The organism is Citrobacter freundii complex sp. CFNIH9 (assembly GCF_002903305.1).
Taxonomy (GTDB): Bacteria; Pseudomonadota; Gammaproteobacteria; order Enterobacterales; family Enterobacteriaceae; genus Citrobacter; species Citrobacter portucalensis.
In genome coordinates this window covers 1,019,932-1,045,260 of record NZ_CP026238.1, presented here as the reverse complement: position 1 = coordinate 1,045,260, position 25,329 = coordinate 1,019,932, and the positions used below count along the sequence as shown (strand labels likewise).

The 25,329-nt window shown below is 53.6% G+C and carries 17 protein-coding genes and 3 tRNA genes; 6 read left to right on the top strand and 14 right to left on the bottom strand.

Annotated elements, in window-relative coordinates; all coding sequences use genetic code 11:
* Nucleotides 1-35: 35 nt before the first annotated feature.
* Complete coding sequence (mltA, locus tag C2U43_RS05315; protein WP_103284770.1) at nucleotides 36-1,133, bottom strand: murein transglycosylase A; 1,098 nt, start codon at nucleotides 1,131-1,133, stop codon at nucleotides 36-38.
* Between the two features lie 205 nt (nucleotides 1,134-1,338).
* Between mltA and C2U43_RS05310 the strand changes: the two genes are divergently transcribed.
* The 3 genes from C2U43_RS05310 to C2U43_RS05300 all read left to right on the top strand — a co-directional run bounded on the left by C2U43_RS05310 (nucleotide 1,339) and on the right by C2U43_RS05300 (nucleotide 1,754).
* Nucleotides 1,339-1,415: transfer RNA gene (locus C2U43_RS05310), tRNA-Met, on the top strand.
* A gap of 152 nt (nucleotides 1,416-1,567) precedes the next feature.
* Nucleotides 1,568-1,644: transfer RNA gene (locus tag C2U43_RS05305), tRNA-Met, on the top strand.
* A 33-nt stretch (nucleotides 1,645-1,677) separates the two neighbouring features.
* Nucleotides 1,678-1,754 (top strand) — tRNA-Met (locus C2U43_RS05300).
* A gap of 74 nt (nucleotides 1,755-1,828) precedes the next feature.
* On the opposite strand, the gene amiC is transcribed toward C2U43_RS05300, so the two are convergent.
* Complete coding sequence (amiC, locus tag C2U43_RS05295) at nucleotides 1,829-3,082, bottom strand: N-acetylmuramoyl-L-alanine amidase AmiC (protein WP_048215635.1); 1,254 nt, start codon at nucleotides 3,080-3,082, stop codon at nucleotides 1,829-1,831.
* A gap of 235 nt (nucleotides 3,083-3,317) precedes the next feature.
* Here amiC and argA point away from each other — a divergent pair, with 235 nt between their 5' ends.
* Nucleotides 3,318-4,649, top strand: a complete 1,332-nt coding sequence (argA, locus tag C2U43_RS05290; protein WP_003034012.1) for an amino-acid N-acetyltransferase — start codon at nucleotides 3,318-3,320, stop codon at nucleotides 4,647-4,649.
* Nucleotides 4,650-4,746: 97 nt separating this feature from the next.
* Here the strand turns inward: argA and recD are convergent, their stop codons facing one another.
* The 12 genes from recD to rppH all read right to left on the bottom strand — a co-directional run bounded on the left by recD (nucleotide 4,747) and on the right by rppH (nucleotide 23,137).
* Entirely contained in the window at nucleotides 4,747-6,576 is a 1,830-nt protein-coding gene (gene recD / locus C2U43_RS05285) for an exodeoxyribonuclease V subunit alpha (RefSeq protein WP_103284769.1), read from the bottom strand.
* A complete protein-coding gene (gene recB / locus C2U43_RS05280; RefSeq protein ID WP_103284768.1) occupies nucleotides 6,573-10,118 on the bottom strand; it encodes an exodeoxyribonuclease V subunit beta in 3,546 nt (1,181 codons plus the stop codon). Before recB ends, recD begins: the two co-directional genes overlap by 4 nt.
* Nucleotides 10,111-12,999, bottom strand: coding sequence for a pitrilysin (ptrA, locus tag C2U43_RS05275; RefSeq protein ID WP_103284767.1), 2,889 nt, complete (start codon nucleotides 12,997-12,999; stop codon nucleotides 10,111-10,113). The genes recB and ptrA overlap by 8 nt, the downstream gene beginning before the upstream one ends.
* Before the next feature lie 179 nt (nucleotides 13,000-13,178).
* Nucleotides 13,179-16,547 carry an exodeoxyribonuclease V subunit gamma gene (gene recC, locus C2U43_RS05270; protein WP_103284766.1) on the bottom strand — a complete coding sequence of 1,123 codons (3,369 nt, stop codon included), beginning with the start codon at nucleotides 16,545-16,547 and terminating at the stop codon, nucleotides 13,179-13,181.
* Between the two features lie 12 nt (nucleotides 16,548-16,559).
* Nucleotides 16,560-16,883, bottom strand: a complete 324-nt coding sequence (locus C2U43_RS05265; RefSeq protein WP_008785708.1) for a prepilin-type N-terminal cleavage/methylation domain-containing protein — start codon at nucleotides 16,881-16,883, stop codon at nucleotides 16,560-16,562.
* Entirely contained in the window at nucleotides 16,868-17,275 is a 408-nt protein-coding gene (locus C2U43_RS05260; protein ID WP_032944853.1) for a DUF2509 family protein, read from the bottom strand. The genes C2U43_RS05265 and C2U43_RS05260 overlap by 16 nt, the downstream gene beginning before the upstream one ends.
* Nucleotides 17,272-17,835, bottom strand: coding sequence for a prepilin peptidase-dependent protein (locus C2U43_RS05255; protein ID WP_103284765.1), 564 nt, complete (start codon nucleotides 17,833-17,835; stop codon nucleotides 17,272-17,274). The genes C2U43_RS05260 and C2U43_RS05255 overlap by 4 nt, the downstream gene beginning before the upstream one ends.
* Nucleotides 17,826-18,296 (bottom strand): prepilin peptidase-dependent protein, encoded by a 471-nt coding sequence (locus C2U43_RS05250; protein ID WP_103284764.1) that lies wholly within the window; start codon nucleotides 18,294-18,296, stop codon nucleotides 17,826-17,828. Before C2U43_RS05250 ends, C2U43_RS05255 begins: the two co-directional genes overlap by 10 nt.
* Nucleotides 18,297-18,480: 184 nt before the next feature.
* Nucleotides 18,481-19,275, bottom strand: a complete 795-nt coding sequence (thyA, locus tag C2U43_RS05245; protein ID WP_003033990.1) for a thymidylate synthase — start codon at nucleotides 19,273-19,275, stop codon at nucleotides 18,481-18,483.
* Between the two features lie 6 nt (nucleotides 19,276-19,281).
* Nucleotides 19,282-20,157 carry a prolipoprotein diacylglyceryl transferase gene (gene lgt, locus C2U43_RS05240; RefSeq protein WP_003825606.1) on the bottom strand — a complete coding sequence of 292 codons (876 nt, stop codon included), beginning with the start codon at nucleotides 20,155-20,157 and terminating at the stop codon, nucleotides 19,282-19,284.
* Nucleotides 20,158-20,347: 190 nt separating this feature from the next.
* Nucleotides 20,348-22,594, bottom strand: a complete 2,247-nt coding sequence (gene ptsP, locus C2U43_RS05235) for a phosphoenolpyruvate--protein phosphotransferase (RefSeq protein WP_003825604.1) — start codon at nucleotides 22,592-22,594, stop codon at nucleotides 20,348-20,350.
* 12 nt (nucleotides 22,595-22,606) lie between these two features.
* Nucleotides 22,607-23,137, bottom strand: coding sequence for an RNA pyrophosphohydrolase (rppH, locus tag C2U43_RS05230; protein WP_003825602.1), 531 nt, complete (start codon nucleotides 23,135-23,137; stop codon nucleotides 22,607-22,609).
* A 684-nt stretch (nucleotides 23,138-23,821) separates the two neighbouring features.
* Between rppH and mutH the strand changes: the two genes are divergently transcribed.
* Entirely contained in the window at nucleotides 23,822-24,517 is a 696-nt protein-coding gene (gene mutH / locus C2U43_RS05220) for a DNA mismatch repair endonuclease MutH (protein WP_103284763.1), read from the top strand.
* Between the two features lie 75 nt (nucleotides 24,518-24,592).
* Nucleotides 24,593-25,306, top strand: a complete 714-nt coding sequence (locus C2U43_RS05215) for a TerC family protein (RefSeq protein ID WP_003033961.1) — start codon at nucleotides 24,593-24,595, stop codon at nucleotides 25,304-25,306.
* Nucleotides 25,307-25,329 lie beyond the last annotated feature (23 nt).

Below are 25,329 nucleotides of genomic sequence, written 5' to 3'. Positions count from 1 at the left end.
AATGTAGGCTTGATAAGCGAAGTGCCATCCCGCCATTAACCGCTGAACACGTTACCCGTACCCGGCGCTGTTTTTAGTACCCATACGCGACCGTAGTGATTATACCACCCGGCACGGTGTCCGGCGTCAGCGCCAATACCCTGATAGATGTCGAAGTGTTGCCCTTTAATAGCCCCACCCACATCTAACGCCACCATCAGGCGCAGTTCGTACTGGCCGGTAAACTTGCCGTTATTGTCCAGTAACGGGACTTCCGCCAGTAACGTTGTGCCCGCAGGAATGATACTACGGTCAGAAGCTACGGACGCGCGGCCAATCAGCGGCACCGCGCTGGCCCCTTTCACCGGAGCAAAAGATTGCGGTTTAAAGAAGACAAACGATGGGTTCTGCTCCAGCAGCTCACGCACTTCGGCTTCGCTGTGCGTTTCACCCCAGTGGCGAATAGCCTGCATCGACATATCTTCTTTTTTCACTTCGCCACGGTCGATAAGCACTTTACCGATACTGCGATAGGCGTGGCCGTTTTTCCCGGCATAGCTAAAGAAGTTGAGCGGGCTGCCATCGCCAAAATCGATGTAACCACTGCCCTGAACATCCATAATGAAGTTATCCATCAGGGAGTTGCTGTATGCCAGAATATAATTGTCGCTTAGCGCGCCCGCGTAGATCTCGGCACGAGAGGGTAAGCGCCCACGTTTTGGCGGCATGCGATAGATAGGATACTGAAACTCGCCCTGGCGCGTATGGCGCGCCTGGATAACCGGTGTGTAGTAACCGGTAAACTGGACGTTACCGTAGTTGTCCGCCCCTTCCATTTGCCAGGCATCAATACCAAACTGGCGCATACTGCGCGTATCACCGCCCGCACGTAACCATTGCTGGATAGCGTTGTAGACGTCGCTCTGGTTGCCGTACAAACGTGGCGAAGCGCTGCGAATTTGATTAACCTGCTCGGCGAAATCACCGGCATTGATTGGCGCGCCAACCGCATCAGGCTGGTTCACCAGTGAGAAAGGCTGGGTAAATTTCCCGTCTTTATACTGCTGCCCACGATCGGTGGGTTTTGAGGAACACGCGGCGAGCATCGCGACTACAGCTCCCGCCAGAAGATATTTTGCCCAACGTCCTTTCATTGTTCTCGTCTTATGTTGCCTGAATGCGAGACGAAGATAACAAACCCCCGAACCTAATGAAATGCGTATACATACCCGAACGCAAATTTTGAGCAAAAAATAATCCAGAATGCGTTGTTTTTGTTCATTTTCACCCTAAAAACGTGATCAAGGTGAAAAAAGGGTTGCATGAAAATGCGAGCAGAGTATAGTGCGCATCCACGGACGCGGGGTGGAGCAGCCTGGTAGCTCGTCGGGCTCATAACCCGAAGGTCGTCAGTTCAAATCTGGCCCCCGCAACCAATTAAAATTTGATGTAAGATTTTTGCAAAGTAGTTCGAATCACAGCAAGGCGGCGACGCAGTGAATCCTTAGGAGCTTACTCCAGTAAGTGACTGAGGTGAACGAGGAAAGCCAACGCTGATGTAGTTTGAAATACGAAGCAAAAAGACGGACGCGGGGTGGAGCAGCCTGGTAGCTCGTCGGGCTCATAACCCGAAGGTCGTCAGTTCAAATCTGGCCCCCGCAACCAATCAAATTTGATAAAATATAAGCAGTACGGTGACGCGGGGTGGAGCAGCCTGGTAGCTCGTCGGGCTCATAACCCGAAGGTCGTCGGTTCAAATCCGGCCCCCGCAACCAACACATTAAACACCTTAACGGGTGTTTTTTTGTTTCTGCCGCCCATAAAAAAAGCGCTTTTCAGCGCTTTTTTGTTATCCCCTTCTCGCCAGCGTCGCCCCATCGGCGAAGTAGGCTTTAATCCCTGCCAGAATAGACTCTGCAACTTCCTGCTGGAAGGTCGCCGTTTTGAGTTTGCGCTCTTCCTCAACGTTACTGATAAATGCCGTTTCGACCAGAATAGACGGGATATCCGGCGCTTTTAGTACCGCAAACCCGGCCTGTTCAACCTGGTTCTTGTGCAGATTGTTGATTTTGCCAAGCTTACTCAATACCGCTTTACCAAACTTCAGACTGTCGGCGATGGTCAGCGACTGCACCATGTCGAACATGGTGTGGTCGACATAGCGGTCACCGCTCTTACTGACGCCACCAATGAGATCCGAGGCGTTCTGGGTCTGCGCCAGATATTTCGCGGCGGTACTTGTCGCACCTTTGGTCGAGAGCGCAAACACCGACGAACCGCTGGGTTGTCGACTGGTAAAGGCATCGGCGTGAATAGAGACAAACAGGTCAGCACGCTGCTTCTGCGCTTTCGCCACGCGGACTTTAAGCGGAATGAAGATATCTTCATTTCGTGTCATAAAGACCTTCATGTTGCCCTCTTTCTCTATGAGGGCTCGCAGGCGGCGGGCAATCTGCAGCACCACATCCTTTTCACGCGTCTTGTATTTCCCCACCGCACCGGAGTCTTCTCCGCCGTGGCCTGGATCCAGCATAATGACAATGGGACGATCGCGCCCCGCTTTACCCGGCTGCGGGCCACTTTGTGCAGGTGGCACCTGTTTATCCAGATCGCCCTTGTTGTAATCTTCCAGCAATGCCAGCAGCGGATCCTGAACGTCCTGGGCATTCGCGGGATAGAGATCCATCACCAGACGTTCTTTAAAGCCTGCCACCGGAGCCAGCGCAAAAAGTTGCGGCTTCACATTCTGTTTCAGCTCGAACACCATCCGCACGGTCTTTGGATCAAACTGGCCAACGCGCGCCGACTTAATATACGGATCGTCAGGACGAATCTGCGTACCAATACCCTTGAGCACCGAGTTCAAATTAACGTCTTCAATATCCACAACCACACGCTCAGGATTACTCAGGGCAAACTGTTTGTATTTCAGCAGACGGTTAGATTCTACCGTGACGCGAGTGTAGCTGGACGCAGGCCAGATACGTACGGCAACGACCTGACTCACGGCCGCCAGACCCACCTGGCTGACGCTCAAAAGCCACATAGCACCCGCACCTTTCAATAAACGGCGGCGACTGATTGCTGAATTGGATCCCGACATGCTTCTCCCGAGCAAAAGAAATCTTTTTTAGAGGTAATACGTAAAACGTCCGAATTGACCGGAAACTTTAGCGAATGACGCATAATCTGTCATCTATAAAAGGGTAAACATTCTTTTTATATTCACGGCATTACTGAGAAAAATCTTCGGCATGGGTAAAAATTACGCTTGCGCACAGCGCAAAAACAGAATAAAAATACACAAATTACGAATAATCATGCAATGAGGGTGTGCCGTGGTGAAGGAGCGTAGAACCGAACTGGTACAGGGATTCCGCCATTCTGTTCCCTATATCAATACCCATCGGGGAAAAACGTTTGTCATTATGCTGGGCGGCGAAGCCATCGAGCATGAAAACTTTTCCAGTATCGTCAATGACATTGGTCTTCTTCATAGCCTCGGCATCCGCCTGGTCGTGGTCTATGGCGCACGACCGCAGATTGATGCCAATCTTGCGGCGCATCATCATGAGCCGGTGTACCACAAAAATACGCGCGTTACCGACGCTAAAACGCTGGAGCTGGTCAAGCAGGCTGCGGGATTACTTCAGCTTGATATTACCGCCCGCCTGTCGATGAGCCTGAATAATACGCCATTGCAGGGTGCTCACATCAATGTGGTTAGCGGTAATTTTATTATCTCTCAGCCGCTGGGCGTTGATGACGGCGTAGATTACTGCCATAGCGGGCGTATTCGTCGTATTGATGAAGATGCCATTCACCGCCAGTTAGACAGCGGCGCAATTGTGCTGATGGGCCCGGTTGCCGTTTCTGTCACCGGTGAGAGCTTTAACCTGACGTCAGAGGAGGTCGCCACGCAGTTGGCTATCAAACTGAAGGCCGAGAAAATGATCGGCTTTTGCTCCTCTCAGGGTGTCACCAACGATGACGGCGATATTATTTCCGAGCTGTTTCCTAACGAAGCTCAGGCTCGTGTTGAGTTGCAGGAAGAGAAAGGCGATTACAGCTCCGGCACGGTGCGCTTCCTGCGTGGGGCAGTGAAGGCCTGTCGCAGTGGCGTACGCCGTTGCCATCTGATCAGTTATCAGGAAGATGGTGCATTGCTGCAGGAACTGTTCTCCCGCGACGGGATCGGTACGCAGATCGTAATGGAAAGTGCCGAGCAGATCCGTCGCGCTACCATTAACGATATCGGCGGGATTCTGGAGCTTATCCGCCCGCTGGAGCAGCAAGGTATTCTGGTGCGCCGCTCGCGCGAGCAGTTGGAAATGGAGATCGACAAATTCACCATTATTCAGCGTGATAACCTGACCATCGCCTGTGCCGCTCTGTACCCTTTCCCGGAAGAGAGAATTGGCGAAATGGCGTGTGTAGCAGTGCATCCGGACTACCGTAGCTCGTCACGCGGGGAAGTGTTGCTGGAACGAATCGCCGCGCAGGCCCGGCAAATGGGGTTGAGCAAGCTGTTTGTGTTAACCACACGCAGCATCCACTGGTTCCAGGAACGCGGCTTCACGCCGGTGGATATCGACCTGCTGCCGGAAAGCAAGAAAGAGATGTACAACTATCAGCGGCGGTCAAAAGTGCTGATGGCGGATTTGGCATAGGAGTGGTTGCCGGATGCGGCATAACTGCCTTATTCGGCCTACATCGCTGGCACATCTTTTTTAGGCCGGATGTCGCTGACGCTTATCCGGCCTACATCTACATCATGCCGTCATTAAATAATGCTGACAGTCCGCTGCGGCGTTCAGTGCGGGTAGCAATGGCGCGGCTCAATATCCGCTCATCGGCATACAGCGACAGGCGGCGGCGCGCGCGGGTAACGGCGGTATAGACCAGCTCGCGGGTAACCACGGGTGAATGCTGGCTGGGTAAAATCAACGCCGCGTGGTCAAACTCAGATCCCTGCGATTTGTGCACCGTCATCGCCCAGGTGGTTTCATGTTCAGGCAAGCGGCTGGGCTGCACCGATTTGATAGAACCATCCGGCAACGCAAACCACACCCTCAGGCCCTGTCCACGGTCAAGGGCAATGCCGATATCACCGTTAAATAATCCCAGCGAACTGTCATTGCGCGCGATCATCACCGGCCTTCCCTCATACCAGCGGCTATGCGTCGAACGATGAATTTTACGTTTTTGCGCCATCACCTGCTCAATGCGTTCATTCAAACCACTAACGCCAAACGGACCTTCCCGCAGGGCGCATAGCAGTTGATACTCATTGAAGGCCTGAATGACAGCCCCCGGCTCCGCACCCTCGTGCAACAAATCCAGGTAGTGCCCATATCCCGCCAGCGCCTCATCCAGCATCGCGGCATAATCCTCGCTGCTGTGTAGCGTGCGTTTTTCGATGTCGCTAAATCCCTGCTGGAACACCGTTTTTATCGCAGTTTTGTCGCCGCGATTAATCGCCGCGGCCAACTGACCGATTCCGGAATCGCTGCCGAAACGGTAGCTCTTTTGCAGCAGGCACAGACTGTCGCGCAACGCTGCTGCCTGAATTCCCGAACCGGCAGGAATAGCGCTCCCGGTCAGGCGACTGAGCTGGCGGGCGCGTTCCGGGGTAAACCCGTCACCGACGAAAGCACAGATATCCCCCAGCACGGCCCCCGCTTCGACGGAAGCGAGCTGGTCGCGATCGCCCAGAAAAATCACCCGTCCGTGCGGCGGCAGCGCATCGATAAGGCGCGACATCATCGGTAAATCAATCATCGAGGCTTCATCCACCACCAGCACATCCAAATGCAGCGGGTTTCCCGCATGATGACGCAGGCGCTGACTGCCAGGCTGAGCGCCTAATAATCGATGCAGCGTACTGGCGTCATCGGGGATGCGTTTCTTTTGCTCATCGGTTAGCGGTAGTTCTCGTAACGCCGCGCCTAGTGAGGCGGTCAGGCGCGCAGCCGCTTTTCCCGTTGGCGCCGCCAGTCGAATACGACAGCGCTCACCGTCGGCCATTTGAATCAACGCCGCCAGCAGCCTTGCGACCGTTGTCGTTTTTCCCGTCCCCGGTCCGCCTGAGATCACCGATATCCGGCGGGTGAGCGCAACAGCAGCGGCTACTTTTTGCCAGTTAACCCCCTCCGATGGCGGAAACAGCGCCGCCAGCGTGTGGGTCAGCCGTTGTTCATCCACTTCAATAGCGTGGTTCACTTCACTGAAAAAGCGAGCTACCGTACGTTCGTTGTGCCACATCCGGTTCAGATACAAGCGATCGCCGTACAGCACCAGCGGCGTGGGTTGCTCGCCACGGCTTACCGCACTGGAAGCCAGCAGACATTCCGCCCAGTCTTCTGGTTCGCCCGTTTCAGCGAGCCAGGCGCTTAACAGAGGATGCGCGTCCTCGCTCAGAGATAACCGTGAAAGCGGTAAGCAGACGTGCCCTTCTCCCGCTTCACGACTGAGCAACGCCGCAGCCAGCGCAACGGCAGGGTTGTCACTTCCGGCAACCGCCAGCGCGAACTGAGCATCCAGAGGCCGGAGCTGTTTTTGCTCAACAGCCTCCAGAAATCGTTTCTGGATTGTCATAACATCGTCTCCTGCACCGCACCGGCAAACATCTCGTCCATCAATGCAATCAACTCTCCGTCAGGTCGGGTCGCGTAAATTCCCTGCTGCGGATTTTCACTGTCAACGCCGCGCAGGAAGAGATAGATAACGCCGCCAAAATGGCGTTCATAATCGTAATCAGCAATGCGATGGCGTAAGTAGCGATGCAGCGCGAGGGTATAAAGTTGGTATTGAAGGTCGTAGCGATGCGCCTGCATGGCAGAGGCCATTGCCTGCTGCGTATAGGCGGAGCTGTCTTCACCCAGCCAGTTCGATTTGTAATCGAGCAGGTAATAACGCCCCTGGTGGCGAAATACCAGGTCAATAAAACCTTTCAGCATGCCGCGAACCTGCATAAAGTCCAACGCAGGGCACCCCGCCGAGAGCGGATCGTATTGGCGAATTAACGCATCAAGCTGGTTGGCCATCAACGGCTGCGAAATCGGCAGATAAAACTCCATCTCCACCTGTTTTTCACGCGCGGATAGCTGGCTCAAACTCACGCCCGTCTCGTTGAGAGGCGCCTGCAAAATGGCGTCCAGCCATTCGGTCAAAACCGGCGTCCAGTGCGCGTCATAACCGCCCAACGCCAGTTGCTCCTCGACCCAATGCGGATCCACCGGTTGCGTAAAATCGAGATTTTCAAACAGGCTATGCAAGAACGTACCCGGCGAAGCGCCACGCGGGAACTGGTGCGGTGTGAGTCCTAGTTCTTCAATAACCTCACCGACGCCTGCGGCATCGATATCCAGTCTTGGGATCAGATCCTGCGCGATACCCTGTCCACGCTGTTGCAAACCGGAATAACTGGTCACGCGCCAGCTATCACCGGGCTTACGCTGCAGTATTTTCGCACTCAGTTCGCTGCTAACAGCCTGCGCAACCTGCCAGGGTTCACCGTCAGGCTGCGCGGGAGTCTGGCAAGCAATATCGTTGCTACAAAGCGCTTCAATCGCGCTACGCAGACCCACGGCATCCATCGGCTCACCTTTTTGCAACAGGCGACCAAGGGCGCTCTGATGCACATCGGTATCCCCTTTTTTATCGCTCCGACGTCGTACCAACGGCGCAACGCCAAGGCTGCAATGCCATACCGAACGGGTTAGCGCGACATACAGCAAACGCAGATCTTCCGCCAGACGCTCTGCTTCGGCTAGCTCAACGCTCTCCTCAGCATCGCTGAGATCCAGCACGGCTTCAAAAGAGCTACGATCGTGGTAGAAAGCCTGATCCTGAACGCGGAAATTGGTGATAAACGGCAGCCAGACCAGCGGATACTCCAGCCCTTTCGATTTATGGATGGTGACGATTTTGACCAGATGCTTGTCGCTTTCCAGCCTGAGCTGCTGGCTGGACGCGTTGCTGTCGGGTTCAAGAATATGCTGGGACAACCAGCGCACCAGCGCATGCTCGCTTTCCAGCTGCGAGCCCGCTTCCTGCAACAGTTCGCTGATATGTAAAATGTCGGTCAGTCGACGTTCGCCTCCCGCCGTCGCCAGCAGGTTCTCTGCAATCTGTCGAGCCGTCATCAGCGCACGTAGCATCGGCATCACGCCGCGTTTATGCCAGATCTGACGATAGCCGTCGAATTCTTCGACCACCGCATCCCAGGCATTCTCATCGGTATTTAACGCTTCAATATCCTGCGCATTCAGCCCCATCATTGAGGTCGCCAGCGCGCTACGCAACGTGTTCTCACGTTCCGGCGTCATCACCGCCTGCAGCACCCATAGCAACTCCTGCGCTTCCAGTGTTTCAAATACGCTGTCACGGTTGGAGAGGTAGACAGAGGGAATGGCCAGTTGCGTCAGCGCATCACGGACCAGCGCCGCTTCCTGGCGGCTACGCACCAGTACGCTGATATCTGACGCGCGTACCGGGCTGGATGCTTTGCCACTGACCAGTTGCGCTGCGCCAGAATGCCCGGCTTTAAGCCAGTCGCGAATTTGTGTGGCGCACACCTGGGCCATGTAGCTCTGATAATCGCCTACGCCGCAACTTTCTCCTTCCATCAGCCACATACTCATAGCTGGCTGCGTTTCGCCGTGTAAAACAAACCGTAACGCCTGGTTTTTTTCTGCGGATTTTACCGGGCTGAAAGGGATTTCGCGGAACATAAAGGCGTCGTCCATCTGGCTGAAAAGCGTATTCACGCTATTGACCATGCCGGGGGCCGAACGCCAGTTGGTATCAAGCGTATAGTGTGCGCTGACTTCGCTGCGCGCCTTCATATAGGTGAAGATATCCGCGCCGCGAAACGCGTAAATTGCCTGTTTCGGATCACCAATTAGCAGCAGTGCGGTATCCGGCTGATGCTGCCAGATCCGACGAAAAATACGGTACTGCTGTGGATCGGTATCCTGGAATTCATCGATCATGGCGACCGGAAAACGAGTACGAATAGCCGTCGCCAGCGCATCGCCGCTTTCACTGCGCAACGCCGCATCCAGCCGGCTGAGCATATCGTCAAAACCCAGCTCGCCGCGGCGACGTTTTTCCTCGGCAACTGCCGAGCGGATCTCCGCCAGCGCCCGGGAGATCACCAGATCGCGGAGAGTTAACGGTTCGCTAAGCAGTTCATCAATAGCGACAAACAGCGGGTGCTGAGGGGTTATCCCGCCCGCTTTGGTTCGCTCTTCCAGAAAACGCTGTGAGAATTTCTCCAGCGCGTCAGGAAGCTGGTAACTTTGTGTTTCTTCCTGCGCCCACGCGCTGATCTTTTCGATCCACTTGCCCTGATTACCGCGATTAAATTTACGCCGGTCAATTCCGGAGGCTTCCATCAGGCCATCCAGCTCATCAACAGAATCACGCCATTGCTGCTTGATCTGGTTAATGCGCGCGAGAATTTGTTCATGCCGGGAGGCCAGCGTTTCGTCATCAGACGGTGGCGCCTTGATAACCGGCGCTTCCCCCTGCAGATAGCGATCGATATCTCTCAGCAGCGCTTGCGGTCCTTTCCACGTTTCAAAAACCACCTGCGCAATGTCGCGGGGCAGCGGGTAGCAGTGCCGACGCCAGAAGTCCGCACAGGCCTGATAGCGCAGCAGCGATTCATCTTCTATCAGCTGCTGTTCGAACAGCATGCCTGACTCAAAGGCATTGAGACTGAGCATACGCTGACAAAAGCCGTGGATGGTAAACACCGCCGCTTCATCCATCTGTCTTTCAGCCAATAGCAGCCACTGCGCGGCCTGTTTTTTATCGGCAATTTCATCTAACAAACGGGCATATAGCGGGTTGTCGGTGGTTTCACGCAGGCAGGCAATTCGCAGTTCATGAATATTGCTACGAATTCGACCACGCAACTCTTCGGTAGCCGCCTCAGTGAAGGTAACCACCAGCAGTTCTTCGACGGTCAGAGGACGAGGAAAGGCGGCAGAGCCGCCCAGTCCAAGCAGTAAACGTAAATACAGGGCGGCGATGGTAAAGGTTTTACCGGTGCCCGCAGAGGCTTCAATCAGGCGCTCGCCCGTCAGGGGCAAGCGCAGTGGATCAAGGGACTCAGCGGCATCATTCATTCTTATCACTCATCAGGGGTAAGGTTTGCTGCAACGCGCTGACGGTCTGCCACACTTTCCAGCCTTCCGGGTGCACATATTCTGCTTTCCCATTCTGACTGCCGGAAACCTGTGACAATATCGCCATGCCTTGCGGCTCAACCACCGCCTGATGGAAGAAGTCGGCAAGTTTTTGCGGCGTCAGCAGTTTAATCTGAGCCACTATTTTATCACGTGAATCGAAGCGCATATTGCCGCGATCAAAATCTTTGCTTAACTGTGAGGCTTCTGCCCCCAGCGTTTGCGGCGCCTGCAGCATTTGCGCAATAATCGCCTGCTGAATTTGCGCGAACTCTTCAGGTTTCATCGCCCGCAGCTTCGCTTCCGCCGTCGGGAAGAACGCTTTATAACGCTCCCAGAGGTAAGACGGCTGCTTATCACTGCTTTGCAGCAGGAACCCCATTCCCCACTGACGGCCAACGCTCATCGGGAAAGCAAATACGGCGTAGCCTAACTGTTCTTCAGTACGCAGCTGATTGTAGAACCACGGCTGAACAATCTGACCTAACATAGCGCTGTAGGCTGAACTGGCGTATTCATCGTATCCGGTTGGTACAAATACCGCGGCCAGCGCTGAATCCGTGCTGCTGCCTGCTTTTTCAAAGATGACGGACTGCTTCTTGTCCACAACCACATCTTTGTTGCGACACCACTGTGATCCGTTCGCACCAAGCTGTTTTTGGATATCCCGCGCCATGCTCGTCGTCTGAGCTTCGCTCATATTGCCAATGACCAGGAATTCAGGTCGCGCACCGGTTTTTAAGGCGTCGCGGTAGGTCATCACCTCTTTCAGGGTGATGGAAGGCAGCAGCTTACGTCGCTCGTCGCGGGAGAAGTACGGCACCTGAGAAAGCATCTGCACCGGCATAATAGCCTGATCGTAAGCTTTACCCTTTTCTGCGGAATCCATCATCTGGGCATACCAGGATTTCGCCTGTTCCAGCTGTTCGTCCGTTGAGGTATAGCTGAAATAGCCGCTCAACAGCGCCTGAAAAAGCTGCGGCAAACGTTGGGTGTAGCCGTTGGCGTTAAGCATCAACCCATTGTTAGCGTTGGTAGAGAAACCAATTCCACCTACCGATGCCTGGTTACTTAACTGATCGAGCGCAATCCCTGCCAGGTAATCGTTAAGTGCGAATAAGACCTGGTTGCGGGCGCTGTCCATGGCTTTCGGGTTACGCAGGATCACGCTGACGTCAGCCTTCGGCTCGCTGGCAAAATACTGGCTCGGGGCATACACCACACGTAAATCCGGCTCATCAACGATCAGCTCTGGGTGAGCGTATTTTTTATCCGTCTTAATCAGCGTGAAATCATCCGGAATGTAGGGGTTCAACTCCGGTAACGACAGCGCAATGCCCTGCGCTTTTTGCTTCCAGTCGGCAAAGGTTTTGTCGCTGATTTTATCCACCTGGTAAGGCGCATCGACAAAATAAGCGGTTTTATTATGCGGCTCTTTCGCGCTGATATACCAGATACGCGCATTCTGCGGCGTCATCATTGCCAGACGTTGCTCAACGGCTTTCGCATCGTACTGGTCAGCAATATTCACCGCATCCAGCGTATGCTCGACGGGAACGCGGATCATGGTATCAGCCAGCCATTCCACGTAGTCCATATCACGGGTGATGGAGGGATAACGGAAATCGAGATCCAGCACGTGCGCCAGCTCGTCAAAATAGCGTTTATCGACACCTTTCTCGCGTAACAAATTGAGGTAGCTAAAGATTGCCGCGACAACTTCATCGCGGTTCGCCAGCCCCTTGTCGGTTAACGTCGCGGAAATGGCTAATACGCCGCTGTTCCCGTTGACCACCGGATCGGAGTCTGCGCGAATACCTTCAACCAGGCCCTGCTTTTGCAGCCAGTCAGACAACGTGCCCGGGCTACGATTGCCAATCAGGTAGGTCACCAGTTCATCGGTTTTACTGCGGAACTGCGCGCTGTTGTTATCGATACGAAACTCGACGCGCAATACTTTACGCGGCATTGCCGGAACATAGTGGATGATGATGCCCTTTTGCGCATCAGTGACGACCGGGACGGTAATCTCAGGCTTTGCGATATTCCTGTTCGGTACGCGCCCAAAGGTGTCAGCCGCTATCCGCGCCAGCTCTGGCAGCGGTTTATTGCTATAAATCACCGCCTTCATCAGGTTCGCAGAGTAGTACTTTTCATGAAATTTTTGTAATGCCTGCAGAACCGGGTTGCCCGGTTTATCGCTTAATGTCTCGAGATTCCCGCCAGAGAAACGCGAGCCAGGGTGCGCCGGGTTGATCGTCTCAGCACTCACCTGCGCCATACGCATCCCGTCTCGGGTACGCGCCAGTGTCAGCTCGGAGTTAACCGCGTTACGCTCGCGGTCGGCATATTTTTTATCCAGCAATGGATCGGCAATAGCATCCGCCAGGCGATCCACCGCCCCCACCAGCGCGTCGTTTTCGACTTCAAGATAGAAGGCCGTACGATAAGGCGCAGTGCTGGCATTGTGGCTACCGCCGTGCATTTTCAGGAATTCAGCCAGGCTGTCTGGCTGTGGGTATTTTTTCGAGCCCATCAGACACATGTGTTCGAGATAGTGCGCCAGCCCCTGATGATCGTCCGGATCTTCCAGCGAGCCCACGGGGACTACCAGTGCAGAAAGGGATTTCACGGCCTGAGGATCGGATACCAGCAGCACAACCATGCCGTTATCAAGGCGCACGGCCTGATACTGACGGGTGTCTTTATCGCTTTTACGGATGGTTTCAGCTAAAGGCTGCCAACCGGTATCTGCCTGACTTACGGGAACCCAAAGGGCGACGAACAACAGTAATGCGCTGAACCAGGTGCTGCGGGGCATTCACAAACCTCATCATTAACGAATTCACCTGTTCACTACAAACCACGCATAAATACATGATCTGAACAGGGCAAGACTATGTGCTGAACGAGCCAGCATCTTCTCTTTGTAAGAATCAGTCCGTGACAGAATGCGCATCATAGTGGAAGCCATCGAATTGCGCAATTTTTATACAACCATCATGACTGATTAAAGCGAAAAATCGGTAACAGGTAGCGCTGAGACTGTAAAACAATAGCCTCCTGCGTATCAGCATCCAGTTGACGCCAAAGACGCTGATACCAGATATCATCACCTTCGCCACGTACCATCATGTTGCCTTCATAGGCTTGCAGAAACTTACTGCGCGCTTTTTGCAACGTTGCATCGTCATCTAACATGGCATCATTTGCGGCGTCATAACAGGTTTTTATCCATGCACCACCGCTTTCGGGTAATACCAGCAACGGTGACGACATGCCTTCCCGATACCCCTCAATGAGTTGCGACAGGTACAGCAGCGCCTGTTCTGCATCCAGCGGCGGAAAACGCCATTCACCGTCTTTACGCAGGAACAATCGGCTCTCTCCCCTACCGCCACTGGCACAATAGACAAGATGTTCCAGCCAAAGTTGCACACCCTGCGCAATGCTTATCAAAGATGGGCGCCAGCGCAACAAACCGTCCTCTTGCACCTGCGGCAGCCAACCGGTGATTTGCACGCCGTGACAGTTAAGATCGATTTCCATGCTCTGACAGGGCTGACGACAGGCGATAATGCGTTCAGCCAGCGACTGCATTTCCTGACGCTGCGTATCCCACAGAATTTCGCCAAACGGCCCATAGGGTAGCGCGCCCGCCGCACGAAAACGGCGGAACAGTCGTTCAGCATCGTTCTCTTCAACCAGCGTATTAAGCAATTGCTGATTAAGCTGGTAGCGGGTTAACCCTTCAAGAGTGAAAGGTTCCGTATCCGGGATCTCACTCTCTTCAGAGCGGAAGTTGACCCTTAAACGCATCTGGAAAAAGGCGCGTACCGGATGTGCCCAAAATCGCTGCAGCGTTTCCAGCGTTAGCGTTTCTGGCATTTCAAAGGGCAGAGGCTGCACAAAATCCGTGTGCGCTTTTCCTGACAGGCTCGCCGCAGGCAGCCATTCCCGGGCATAGCTTTGCTGTTCGCCCGGCAAATAGTTTTGTGCATCAAAGGGCATACGGGTATGCAAACGGGTTATGTGCGCTTTTACCCTTTCCTCGCTTTGATCGCAGGTCAACGATTCATCGCCCGGCAGGTAGTGGCTTTGCCCGATGTAGTCCATCAGTTCTTGTACCAGCACCGACGGGAAGCGCTCGCTGTTATCCTGAATAGAGCGGCCAATGTAGCTGATGTAGAGCGTCTGCTGTGCCGAAATTAATGCTTCGAGGAACAGATAGCGGTCATCATCTCGACGACTGCGATCGCCCCGCATCGGTTTTTGGCTCATTAAATCAAAGCCCAGCGGCGCAAGTTGACGCGGATAAACCCCATCGTTCATACCCAGCAGGCACACCACTTTGAACGGAATGGAGCGCATCGGCATCAGCGTACAAATGTTAACGGGCCCCGCCAGGAAGCGTTGGCTGATGCGTTCCTGGTCAAGGCGCAGGGCTAGCTCATCACGCAACAGAGAGAGCGGTATAGCATCGCCGTACTCGGCCCCTAAACCTTCGGTAATAATGGCCTGCCACTGCTGTTCAATCAGCGTCATTGCCGCTTCGGTGTCCGCGTCCGGTAGGAAGAAATCATTAAGCATTTCCCGACAAACGGGTAGCCACTCTTCCAGCGGACGTTCCTGCGCTAACCCTCTACGCCAGAGATTAAGCTGCATCAGCAACGAGGCCAGATGCCCTACCAGCTCGGCAATCAGGCCGCTGGACTCATCGTAAGGCAATACCGATTGCCACTCGCCCTGCGAGCTTTCCATCGCGTAGCCGAGCAGCATACGCGTTAAACCAAATTGCCATGTATGCTGACCTGTAGGTGGAAGTTCCAGTTCACGCACGTTATCGTCGTCAATTCCCCAACGAATCCCGGATTCATTGACCCATAAGCGAAGATAGCGCAACCCTTCTTCATCAATGTTGAAACGCGCCGCCAGCACGGGAACATCCAGTAACGCCAGGACATCCTCTGAGACAAAACGGCTATCCGGCAGCGACAGCAGGCTGATAAAGGCCTGTAAGACGGGATGAGACTGGCGTGCCCGACGGTCAGATATTGCATAAGGTAAGTAACGCTCGGCTGGCGCGCTACCAAAGACCGACTGAATGAATGGGCTGTAGCTGTCGATGTCCGCCACCATCACAATAATATCGCGCGGCGTCAGCGTTGGGTCCGCTTCCAGCATGGCCAACAGCCGGTCATGAAGAATTTCCACCTCGCGCTGTGGGCTATGGCAGACATGGAAAGTCACACTGGTGTCGTTCAGCTCAAGCCGGCGTTTATTGTCGCTACGGGAATATTCTTCCAGCGTAACGCCCGCCACGGCATTACTTTCAAGTTCCAGAATATCCGATTGAATATTATGCAAAAGGTTGTCAGGCGTAATATCGACAAACGCATCCAGTTCCTGACTGTTTTCCAGCTCCGAAAGCAAATAAATGTAATCACGCCCCAGCTTGCCCCACGAGGCCAGCATCGGGTTGCCCACATCCTGTTCGCCATCGCTGTTAAATAATCCTTCGGCTTTCTGATTATCACGAAACAGCGGCAGATGCCGTTCTTCAAAGCTGTGCCGACGCTGACGAGCCATCAGCTTCGCCAGCCAGGCAGGATCTTTAATGTCGCCCCAATAGTAGCGACAAGGGTTGGTAAATAGCAGATGAATATCAATGTGCTTACCCAGCGCCTGCAATGCCTGCAAATAAACCGGCGGCAGCGCCGAAATACCGCAAATAAAGACCCGAGAAGGCAGTCCCTGTGGGCACTCGGACGCGTTTTCCAACGTCTGAATAAATCGTTGGTATAAATTGGCACGATGCCAGCGCGGTTGGCCCAATTCCGCGGTGTATTCCACCAGCGCTTTCCACAACGGTGCCTGCCAGGCCTGAGACTCGCCAAGTCCCTCAACCTGTCGCCCCGCTTCCCACTGGGTCAACCAGTCAGGGCGGTAGACTAAATACTGATCGAAAAGGTCAGCCGCGCGCGAGGAAAGCTGAAAAAGCTTACGTTTATCAGTGTCGTCCGTCAGATAGTGGCGTAGCAATGCGAAGTCATCGCTATCCAGCAATTGTGGCAACAGCGTCATCAACTTCCAGCTCATGCTCTGTTTGCTGAACGCACTCTCTTTCGGGATATCCGGCAGCACGCGCACAAACATATCCCAGATAAAACTCGCGGGCAGCGGAAAATCGATATTGGCGGCAATACTAAACTTCTGTGCAAGAGTCATTTGTAGCCACTGCGCCATACCGGTACTTTGAACCAGGATCATCTCAGGTTCAAAGGGGTCGTCCAGCCGCTCGCGCTCAACGATAAATTCCATTAACGCTTCCAGCACATCCAGACGGTTGGAGTGGTAGACCCTTAACATAGCGACTCCTGACTACTGACGATTCGGGCAATGCAGACGCGTCATCTGACCCTGCCTGCCGAGGGGTGAAGAAATTATAACGTTGATGCTGACACATCCCGCTCTCGTTGTCTGCATTCGGTTAACCTGCCAGTTCACAGGCGATGAAAACGGGTACAGCTGGGTTTGCTGCCAGGCGTGGCGCCAGAGTTGCTGATATTGGTTTCTGATGATAAAGCTGTTCATTAGTACCCGCTGGTATCCTGACAACGCGGTCACAATCATGATCATCAGTACCATTGCCAGCATCACTTCCGGCAGACTAAAGCCACGCTGTCTGTTCAGGGGATCTGGCATAACGTCTGCTCCTTTAGCGGACAAAAATCGCTCCAGCCACGCGCCGAGAATTCTATGTTGCCATCAATAACCACCCCCTGACGCCATAACGATATCCCTTCATAGTGGGCAATAAGCAGCACATAATTATTGGTAAGCCGGCGCAGGCAAACCGCGGCATCCTGCGTGGGAACGCGCCGACACTGTACGGGGGGTTGTAAGCGCCAGGGCTGCATACGCCCCCATTCCATCGCGGATTGCACTACCGCCTGACGCTGCAGCGCCTGACTTTGTGTGGCCACACGCGCAGCAAAACTGGCCTCCTGTCTGCTAACGCCTTGCAGCAGCAGACTACCGAGCACCAGCAGCAACAGGACCATTGCCAGAGAGGATACGCCTCTCTCACGGTTCACAGGTTGAATCCCGTAACGCTGTAGACCGCTTCAACAACTTTTTGTGGTTGGTCATTGCTCACTCCACGCAAACGCAGCGTAAGAAGCGGGGAATATCCGCTGAAATTCAGCCTTTCAACCTGGAATGCCTCAATCTGCATCGTGGCCGGATCGGTCATTTTCTCCCATCCTTTGCCAGTGCAGCCGGTGGCTCCACGCACGGTTTCCAACACCTTGTCCTGTAAACGAAACCCAATAGAATCAGCCTCTTTCACGGGACTGTTTTCCCAAACGCCATTGCTGTTGGCATCCCATCGGGCAATGACACAGTCTCCCTTAGCCGATATCACCAGCCCCTCACCGACACAGTTTCCCCGGCAATACCCCGCCCGCTGAAGATGCTTCGCCACGGTGTAGCCCCGCTGCCATATTTCATCTTCCAGTATTAACTGGCGCGTGTTACGCAGAATCTCTCGCTGTAGTGCCGGTAAAAATCGTGCTGAGCTAAGCAATAAAATACTGCTAATCGCCATGGCAATGAGCATCTCCAGCAGTGAAAATCCCCGTTCGTTTACTGACATAATCTGGCCTCATCGCGCTCGCAAAGCCTGATTCGCCCCCAGCCAGACACCACCACGCGCCATTCCCCAGTCGCATTTTTCAGGCGTATATGTCCGGCCCATGCCGTATTGCGCAGTCCAAAAAAGGCCAGTGAAGGTGTTATCTCTGCCATTTCGACGTCGTCCCAGAGCGGTGTAAAAACCAAAGACGAAGCGGGTCGACACGTGGTTTGCGAAGCCGCAGAGCTGACAAAACACCATGATGTGCCATCCCGAATCACGCTTATCACGTGATCGAGGTTACGCCAGTTAGCATCTTCACGCAGTTGCAGCAGGTAGTCCCGCACCTGGCAGGCGGTCTGCCACAGCCGCTGTTGCTGCTGCCAGCGCTGCCAACCATACAGCCCAGATGCACCAAGCGCCGCGACAATCAGCATCGCAATCAGGGTTTCGAGAAGCGTGTAACCTTGTTGTTTTTTCATATCGCCAGTATGGCGTGAGGAAAATGAATAACGAGCGGGAAATTCGGTTTCTACGGCGAGCTATGGGGAATATTTAGCGCGTTACAGGCCGTTGCAATATTTCAGGAATCCACGCCGAAGAACGCGATTTGAGACAAAAAAAAACCGACGCACATGGGCGTCGGTTGTGACAGCATGAAACAGGTTAGATAGCTACCGGTGCTTTAATACCCGGGTGCGGATCGTAGCCTTCAATTTCGAAGTCTTCGAAGCGATAGTCAAAGATTGATTCAGGCTTACGTTTGATAACCAGTTTCGGCAGCGCGCGCGGTTCACGGCTAAGCTGCAGATGAGTTTGATCCATATGGTTGCTGTACAGGTGCGTGTCGCCGCCGGTCCAGACAAAATCACCCACTTCCAGATCGCACTGCTGCGCCATCATGTGTACCAGCAAAGCGTAGCTGGCAATGTTAAACGGCAGGCCGAGGAACACATCGCACGAACGCTGATACAGCTGGCAGGAGAGCTTGCCATCCGCCACGTAGAACTGGAAGAACGCATGGCACGGTGCCAGCGCCATTTTATCCAGCTCACCGACGTTCCATGCGGAAACGATAATGCGGCGAGAGTCCGGATCATTTTTCAGCTGGTTTAGCACGGTGGTGATCTGGTCGATATGGCGACCATCTGGCGTAGGCCACGCGCGCCATTGTTTGCCGTAAACCGGGCCTAAATTACCGTTTTCATCCGCCCATTCGTCCCAGATTGAGACGTTGTTTTCATGCAGGTAGGCAACGTTAGTATCGCCCTGCAAGAACCACAGCAGCTCATGAATGATCGAGCGTAAATGGCAGCGTTTAGTCGTAACCAGCGGGAACCCTTCCTGCAGATTAAAACGCATCTGATGACCAAAAATGGAAAGCGTTCCGGTTCCGGTACGGTCGTTTTTCTGTGTGCCTTCATCCAGCACTTTTTGCATCAGTTCTAAATACTGTTTCATGGTTCCTCAGGAAACGTGTTGCTGTGGGCTGCGGCGGTACGCCCAAACCATCATAATAATGCCTGCGACAATCATCGGGATAGAGAGGATCTGCCCCATGCTGATGTACTGTACCCAGGTGCCGGTAAACTGCGCATCCGGCTGGCGGAAGAATTCAACAATAATACGAAACGCGCCATAACCAATCAGGAACAGACCGGACACCGAACCCATCGGGCGCGGTTTGCGAATGTACAAGTTCAGAATGATAAACAGCACAACGCCTTCCAACGCCATCTCATAAAGCTGTGAGGCGTGGCGTGGCAGCGAGCCGTAGGTATCAAAAATAGACTGCCATTGCGGGTTAGTTTGCAGCAGTAAAATATCTTCGGTACGGGAGCCCGGGAACAGCATGGCGTACTTGAAGTTCGGGTCAACGCGTCCCCACAGCTCACCGTTGATAAAGTTGCCCAGACGCCCTGCACCCAAGCCAAACGGAATCAGCGGGGCAATGAAATCAGAAACCTGGAAGAACGAACGCTTAGTGCGTTTGGCGAAGATAATCATCACCAGGATCACACCGATAAGTCCACCGTGGAAGGACATACCGCCGTCCCAGACGCGGAACAGATACAGGGGATTATCGAGGAATAACGGGAAGTTATAGAACAGTACGTAACCAATACGCCCACCGAGGAAAACCCCGAGGAAGCCCGCATACAGTAAGTTTTCTACTTCATTTTTGGTCCAGCCACTGCCCGGACGATTCGCGCGGCGCGTCGCCAGCCACATCGCGAAAATAAACCCCACCAAATACATTAAGCCGTACCAGTGAAGCGCGACGGGTCCGATTGAGAAAATGACCGGATCGAAATCCGGAAAATGCAGATAGCTACTGGTCATCTGTCACCACAAGTTCTTGTTATTTCGCTGAAGTCAGACAGCAATTGATAAGCGCGCCTGCATAATGCAGGCGCTCCAAAGGTGCGAATGATAGCACAAGGGGTTAGAAGCGGATGCCGGGAAGATGTAAAAGATCTGTATAGGTAATCTCTATCCCCCGTAATACCTGATAGCGCTACGCTTGTCAGACCTACAATCCCCCGCGAATCAAGCCCCCCATGCCACGACGCTCCATGAAGGCCGCTACCTGATGGCGTACTTCTGTTGCCATCTGTGCCTCCAGGCTGCGCTGCGCCAGCGTTTGCGCCTCATCAAAATCGATATGGCGCAGCAGATATTTTACGCGAGCGACAGAACGACCGTTCATCGACAAATGACGGAAACCGAGACCGATCAGAATAGCCACACACATCGGGTCGCCCGCCATTTCACCACACAGGCGCAAATCGATACCGCTTCTTTCGGCTTCCTGCGCAATCATCGCCAGCGCACGCAACATCCCCGGATGCAGGCTGTCATAAATGCTGGCTACCCGTGTGTTGTTACGATCGACGGCCAGTATGTACTGGGTAAGGTCGTTGGTTCCAACCGAGATAAAGTCTATCCGGTTTGTCAGATGCGGCAGCATGAACACCATCGACGGAACTTCCAGCATGATGCCAATGCGCGGTTTCGGGATCTCGTAACCGATCATCTCCTCCACTTCGCGTCCGGCGCGTTCAATCAAACGTCGCGCTTCGTCCACTTCATCGATGCTGGTTACCATCGGCAGCAAAATGCTCAAGTTTCCGGTTGCCGCATTCGCACGCAGCATAGCGCGAACCTGGATCAAAAAGATCTCCGGCTGATCGAGCGTTATGCGGATCCCTCGCCAACCAAGGCACGGGTTCTCTTCACTGATCGGCATGTAGGGCAGCTGTTTATCGGCGCCGACATCCAGCGTACGCAGGGTCACCGGCTTGTCGTTAAACATTTGCAGCATACCCTGGTACTGCGCAACCTGTTCTTCTTCCGAAGGAAAACCGCTTTGCAGCATGAACGGAATTTCGGTGCGATACAGGCCAATGCCGTCGATTCGGCTACCCAGCTTTTCTTCATGTTCTGGGCTGAGGCCCGCATTGAGCATCACCTTCACGCGCTCGCCGCTTTTCAACTGTGCTGGCTGGTTGACGTCGTCTTCCGCCAGGCGGCTCAGCTCAATTTCTTCACTGATAAGACGCTGGTATTCCTGGATCAATACCGGTTCCGGATCGACCAGCAGTTCACCGCGATAACCGTCCACCACCAGCGTACGGCGATGCAGCACCGACGGCTGGATATCGGCCCCCATAACGGTAGGGATACCCAGCGCACGCACCATAATTGCCGCATGAGAGTTGGCTGCGCCGTCCCGGACAACCACGCCAACTAACCGGTCCTGAGGAAGCTCCGCCAGCGTGGTTGCTGAAAGTTCATCCGCCACCAGCACAAAGCGTTCCGGCCAGGCATTCGGCCCCTGGATAGAGTCATCAAGGTGGAACAGCAGACGCTGGCCCAGCGCGCGTAAATCTCCGGCCCGCTCTTTGAGGTAGTTATCGCTCAGCGCGGCGAACTGTTCGGCAAACTTTTCAATGATCGTTTTAACCGCCCACTCGGCCACCGAACCGTTATCCACTTCCGCAAACAGCTCGCGGCGCAGACGGGTATCGGAAAGCAAGTGCGAGTAAAGATCAAAGATCGCCGCCGTTTCTTTCTGCGCCCCAGCGGTAAAACGCTTGCTGTAGCGGCGGAATTCGTTCGCCGCCTCTTCCAGCGCACCGGTCAGTCGCTCGCGTTCAAGCACAGGATCCAGCGTTGAAGCCTGGTAGACCTGTTCCATCAACGGCAGCGTCGCATCCTGCCAACCTTCGGCTATTGCCACACCGGGAGCGGCAGGCAGCGCACGGATGCGCGTTTGACGGTACTGGCCGAACAGCGCGTTTAGCTGCGACTGCGAAAGTATGGCCGCCATTTGCGTGGCGAGCGTGACGAGGAAAGACTCTTCACTTTCATCGTACTGACGCAGTTCACGCTGCTGCACCACCAGCACACCTAAAAGCTGGCGACGCTGAATGATCGGTACGCCTAAGAATGCACGAAAACGCTCTTCTTTTACCGAAGGAATGTATTTAAAGCTGGGATGTTTTTGCGCATCGGCGAGGTTGATAGGTTCCGCCAGCCTGCCAACCAGGCCAACGATACCTTCATCAAACGCGAGTGCGACAGTGCGACCACGTGGTTTTTTTAGTCCCCGGGTCGCCATGAGGTAATAACAACGTCGATCGTGATCGGCCAGATAAACCGAACAGACCTCTGTATCCATCGCAAGACAGATGTCGGTAACCAGTATATTCAGCGCTTCGTTCAGACGCGGAGCACTGGCCACCTTTTCGACTATTTCGCGCAGGCGGGTGAGCATAATTTGCGTAGCTTAACCTCTTTTACGTCTGTACGCAGGTGCGCTTTGCGGTTTAGGAGTGCTCTCCTGAAGCGCCATGACAACACTTGCGAATTCTTTCATCACCCTGCGATAGACATCGCGTTTAAATGACACCACCTGTCGAACCGGATACCAGTAACTCACCCAGCGCCAGCCGTCGAACTCAGGTGTACTGCTGGTTTGCATATTGATTTCAGCATCGCTGCTGACCAATTGCAGAAGAAACCATTTTTGTTTCTGGCCGATACAAACCGGCTTTGTGTCCCAACGCACCAAACGTTTCGGTAACTTGTAACGCAACCAGTTACGAGTAGAAGCAAGGATCCGTACATCTTTACGACTGAGACCCACTTCTTCAAAGAGTTCCCGGTACATCGCCTGCTCTGCTGTCTCTCCTGCATTGATCCCACCTTGTGGGAATTGCCAGGAGTGCTGACCAAATCGCCGGGCCCACATGACCTGCCCCTGGCGGTTACAAATTACTATCCCTACATTCGGGCGGTAGCCATCGTCATCAATCACCGGACTACCTCAACATAAACCTTATATACAAACGATTGTTTCACACTCCTGAGGGGCGGTAAACCACTCTGTTAAGGGTGCGATATTCTAATAACAATTGAATAACTCACAGTTAAAGGCCGAGTTATAAACAGAAGAAGGGCAAGCAAGGCGATTTTATTCACCTTTTCTGTGGATATAGTTGTGAAGAAGTACGGAATTACTATGGGAAAACCCAGAACAGTCCGAATAAGACATTCGTCACATATCAAAAATACTCTTATACATTCATAAAGTTAAAACCGATCCACGCAGATAAACACACAGAAATGTGATGTGCATCACGCATACAATCTTCACGCTGATGAAAGATCGACCAGCGTTGGTTTTATCCACAGATTATGCCAATAAGTTAGGCACAATTTGTGTGAAAATTCGATTTTCGTCGCACGTCAAGGCTGTAAATTGAAACAGTAGTGGGGGTTTTTCACAGTTATCCCATCTTTCTGTGGATAACATGGTGTAAGATCCTGTTCATTGTCAGTGACCAGAATTGGAAAACCCGCTTCGCTGTTGCGCAACTCTGCGAACGTGAATCTAAAAACCAATATAAATCATAGAATTGAATAAAGCATGTGGAAAAAGATAAACTCTGTCCACACGGTATAAAATCATTGCTCATTTTTTCACCTAAGGGTTAACCCGATGCCAGAACTCCGTCCGTTACTTTCTCCCCCTGAATCTGAAGCCCAGTTGCTGAGCCAGGCACGGCAGCTTTCGGGCTACGCGTTAGGAGAATTAGCGGCAATGGCGGGAATCGTTACGCCGAAGGATCTTAAGCGCGATAAAGGCTGGATTGGCGTCCTGCTGGAAATCTGGCTCGGTGCCAGCGCGGGCAGTAAACCAGAGCAGGATTTTGCGGCGCTGGGCGTGGAGCTGAAAACGATCCCTGTGGACAGTCTTGGCAGACCGCTGGAAACCACCTTTGTGTGTGTGGCGCCGTTAACCGGCAATACCGGTGTCACCTGGGAAACCAGCCATGTACGGCACAAACTCAAACGTGTTCTGTGGATCCCGGTAGAAGGCGAACGCAGCATTGCTCTGGCTGAGCGCCGCGTCGGCTCTCCCCTGCTGTGGAGCCCGAATGAAGAAGAAGACCGGCAATTGCGTCTGGACTGGGAAGAGTTAATGGACATGATTGTGTTAGGACATGTCGAACGCATCACCGCTCGCCATGGGGAAGTACTGCAACTGCGTCCTAAAGCCGCCAACGCCCGCGCGCTTACCGAGGCCATTGGCGCCAACGGCGAACCCATCCTGACCCTGCCACGCGGCTTTTACCTGAAAAAGAACTTCACCCGCGCATTGCTTGAGCGACATTTCTTGTTCCAGGCGCAATAGGCACCGTCCGGCCTTTCACCCGCCGCGTTACGGGCCTATAATTACCGCTTCTTTTTTTTGGCAGGACTTTGTTCGATGTTATTTGCATGGATAACCGATCCTAACGCCTGGCTTGCGCTCGGTACGCTGACGCTGCTGGAGATCGTTCTTGGGATCGACAATATTATTTTCCTTTCTCTGGTTGTAGCCAAACTCCCGACAGCGCAACGCAATCATGCCCGACGTATTGGGCTGGCGGCGGCGATGATCATGCGTCTGGCACTGCTGGCTTCTATCGCCTGGGTAACGCGGCTGACAAACCCGTTATTCGAGCTGTTTGGCGAGGCGATATCAGCACGCGACCTGATCCTTCTGCTGGGGGGATTGTTCCTGATCTGGAAAGCCAGTAAAGAGATCCACGAATCCATTGAAGGTGAGGAAGAGGGGTTAAAAACCCGCGTATCTTCTTTCCTGGGCGCGATTGTACAGATCATGTTGTTAGACATTATCTTCAGTCTGGATTCCGTGATTACTGCGGTTGGTTTGTCCGATCATCTGTTTATCATGATGGCGGCGGTGGTGATTGCCGTAGGCGTGATGATGTTTGCTGCTCGCCCGATTGGTGAGTTTGTCGATCGCCACCCTTCGGTAAAAATGCTGGCGCTCTCGTTTCTGATTCTGGTCGGTTTTACGCTGATTCTGGAAAGTTTCGACGTCCACGTTCCGAAAGGATATATCTATTTCGCCATGTTCTTCTCTATCGCGGTAGAGACCCTGAACCTGTGGCGTAATAAAAAAAATCCGCTCTGATGAAATCCATCGCTCCCCGCAAG

What these genes read in the sequence shown, in the direction of transcription:
- ptsP (WP_003825604.1), bottom strand. Translation starts at nt 22,594, where the DNA reads ATGCTCACCCGCCTGCGCGAAATAGTCGAAAAGGTGGCCAGTGCTCCG.
- recC (WP_103284766.1), bottom strand. Translation starts at nt 16,547, where the DNA reads ATGTTAAGGGTCTACCACTCCAACCGTCTGGATGTGCTGGAAGCGTTA.
- recD (WP_103284769.1), bottom strand. Translation starts at nt 6,576, where the DNA reads ATGACAATCCAGAAACGATTTCTGGAGGCTGTTGAGCAAAAACAGCTC.
- amiC (WP_048215635.1), bottom strand. Translation starts at nt 3,082, where the DNA reads ATGTCGGGATCCAATTCAGCAATCAGTCGCCGCCGTTTATTGAAAGGT.
- C2U43_RS05250 (WP_103284764.1), bottom strand. Translation starts at nt 18,296, where the DNA reads ATGAAAAAACAACAAGGTTACACGCTTCTCGAAACCCTGATTGCGATG.
- lgt (WP_003825606.1), bottom strand. Translation starts at nt 20,157, where the DNA reads ATGACCAGTAGCTATCTGCATTTTCCGGATTTCGATCCGGTCATTTTC.
- ptrA (WP_103284767.1), bottom strand. Translation starts at nt 12,999, where the DNA reads ATGCCCCGCAGCACCTGGTTCAGCGCATTACTGTTGTTCGTCGCCCTT.
- C2U43_RS05215 (WP_003033961.1), top strand. Translation starts at nt 24,593, where the DNA reads ATGTTATTTGCATGGATAACCGATCCTAACGCCTGGCTTGCGCTCGGT.
- mltA (WP_103284770.1), bottom strand. Translation starts at nt 1,133, where the DNA reads ATGAAAGGACGTTGGGCAAAATATCTTCTGGCGGGAGCTGTAGTCGCG.
- C2U43_RS05265 (WP_008785708.1), bottom strand. Translation starts at nt 16,883, where the DNA reads ATGCCAGATCCCCTGAACAGACAGCGTGGCTTTAGTCTGCCGGAAGTG.
- thyA (WP_003033990.1), bottom strand. Translation starts at nt 19,275, where the DNA reads ATGAAACAGTATTTAGAACTGATGCAAAAAGTGCTGGATGAAGGCACA.
- mutH (WP_103284763.1), top strand. Translation starts at nt 23,822, where the DNA reads ATGCCAGAACTCCGTCCGTTACTTTCTCCCCCTGAATCTGAAGCCCAG.
- C2U43_RS05255 (WP_103284765.1), bottom strand. Translation starts at nt 17,835, where the DNA reads ATGTCAGTAAACGAACGGGGATTTTCACTGCTGGAGATGCTCATTGCC.
- recB (WP_103284768.1), bottom strand. Translation starts at nt 10,118, where the DNA reads ATGAATGATGCCGCTGAGTCCCTTGATCCACTGCGCTTGCCCCTGACG.